2 protein-coding genes are annotated in these 1,943 nt (G+C 70.1%); both read right to left on the bottom strand.

From position 1 onward, the window contains the following. Nucleotides 1-5: 5 nt before the first annotated feature. Nucleotides 6-731: a DUF305 domain-containing protein gene (locus AXW62_RS33445; protein ID WP_060947773.1), complete on the bottom strand. Its 726-nt coding sequence runs from the start codon at nucleotides 729-731 to the stop codon at nucleotides 6-8. Nucleotides 732-802: 71 nt separating this feature from the next. After that, nucleotides 803-1,288, bottom strand: a complete 486-nt coding sequence (locus AXW62_RS33440; RefSeq protein ID WP_060947772.1) for a hypothetical protein — start codon at nucleotides 1,286-1,288, stop codon at nucleotides 803-805. Nucleotides 1,289-1,943 lie beyond the last annotated feature (655 nt).

Genomic DNA, 1,943 nt, shown 5'->3' with positions numbered 1-1,943 from the left:
GTGGTTCAGAGCCGGTCGAGGAGCGTCCGCAGGGTGGTGACCTCGGCGGACTGGTTCTTGATGACGTCGTCGGCGAGCTTCTTGGCCTTGGCGTTGCGGCCGTTCTCCTTCTCGTCCTTGGCCATGGTGATGGCGCCCTTGTGATGGTCGATCATCATGCTCGCGAAGGCGCGGTCGAAGGCGGCGCCCTTGGCGGCCTCGAGTTTCCGCATGTCCTTCTCGGACACCATTCCGCCCATGGCGCCGCCCGAGCCGTGGTCCGCACCGCCCGCACCGCCCGATCCGTGTTCCGCACCGTCCGCACCGTCCGAGCCATGGTCCATGCCGGGCATGCCGCCCGGGGACGCCTTCTCCGGCTTGCCCCAGTCCCTGAGCCAGGACTTCAGGGTCGCGATCTCCGGATCCTGGGCCTTCTCGATCCGCCCCGCCAGGCTCTTGATCCGCGCGTCCGAGGCCCGGTCGTCCGCCAGCCCGGCCATCTCCAGGGCCTGCTCATGATGCGGGATCATCATCTGCGCGAAGCTGACGTCGGCGTCGTTGAACGCGCCCGCCGCGGAGCTCGCGGTCGCCCCGGAGGTCGCGGTGGCGCCCTTCCCGCTCCCGTCGTGCGCGTCCTTGGTGTCGTCGTTCCCGCCACAGCCGGCGAGCAACAGCCCTCCGGCGACGACGGCGCCCACGAGCGCGAGACGGCGGTCGAGCGGGCGGCGCGGGACACGCGTGAATGCGGTCATGTCGATATACCTCTTTTTGCCAAGTGTTGACTGTTCCAGGGGATGTACCGGCGCTTTGCGCGCAGTTCTGCCTAAATCCGCAGAACAGACAGGGCAATGAGGTCGGGCCAGGGCGAGGGAGGGACGGGTCGTACGACGGTGACCGCCGCCACCGGAAGTCTCGGCGGTGGACCGCTCCGTCGGGCGAGCACCGCGCGGAGGAGCGCTCCGAGCACCCAGACACCGAGCACCGCCACACACAGCGAGGCCATGTCCATACCGGTCATGGGTTCGCGCGGCGCCGTCGTGGGCGCGGCCGGTGCGTGCCCGGCCCCGGCGGACGGGGCGGGAGCGGCCTGGTGCGGCTTGGAGCCGGTGACGGCTACACCACCGCCGTGCGGCGCGGGAGGCGTGTCACCGGGGGCGCGGTGCGCCACCGAGTGACTCATGCCCGGACCGGAGGACCCCCCGTCGGGATGGCCCAGGGTGTGCATCACGAAGACACCGAGCGCGAGCACGACGACGAGCAGGAGCCGCGGGACGACCGCGCCCGCGCACACACTCCTGCCGGTGCTCACCGTCGCTCCTCCGGGGTCGGCGTGATCTCTTTCGGAGCCACACCATACTCCTAACCCAGTTAGTACGCACACGGGCCCCCAGGAGGCCGCCCGAAGCCGCTCGGCTCTCCCGCGTCGCGAGTCTGGCCAGCATGTTTCTTCACCTCCTCGGCGACCTCGGCGTCCGCCGCCACGTCATGGCGGGAGGCCGCGATCTGACTGCGGGAGGCGACATCACGCCGCCCGTCGGTCATGGCATGACCGACAAAACAGAGGATGGCACCAAAAGCCACCCCGTGGGCGATACCGCTCACCAGCGGCGCGGTCATCCTGTGGGCCCGTCACGAACACCGGCAACTTCCGACGGCGGTTGCCGGGTCATCGCATGACTCCCTCCGTCAAAGAGAGCGTGCGCCCGCGCCGCGCCCCTCAAAAGAGAGCGCGCGCCCGGATCTGCCGCTCGCAACGGGAGACCGGCAGGGTGGCGGGCGGAGGATTCCCGCGAACGGTCCGTGCCATCGGATATCGGAACGTCGGCCCGGCGGTCCGCGACACATTTCCGCCACGTTCCCCGCCCACCATTTTCCCGCCGGGGGACGAATCCGCTTCCCCGCCGGGGCGACTGCGCCTGATTCCCGGAGGCGGGCCGCTTCCTTTCCGGCGGACGGAAAGGAAG

The organism is Streptomyces hygroscopicus subsp. hygroscopicus (genome assembly GCF_001553455.1).
Lineage (GTDB): Bacteria > Actinomycetota > Actinomycetes > Streptomycetales > Streptomycetaceae > Streptomyces > Streptomyces hygroscopicus.
Note: the sequence above shows the minus strand (reverse complement) of the source record. Positions and strands in the feature narration are given on the sequence as shown.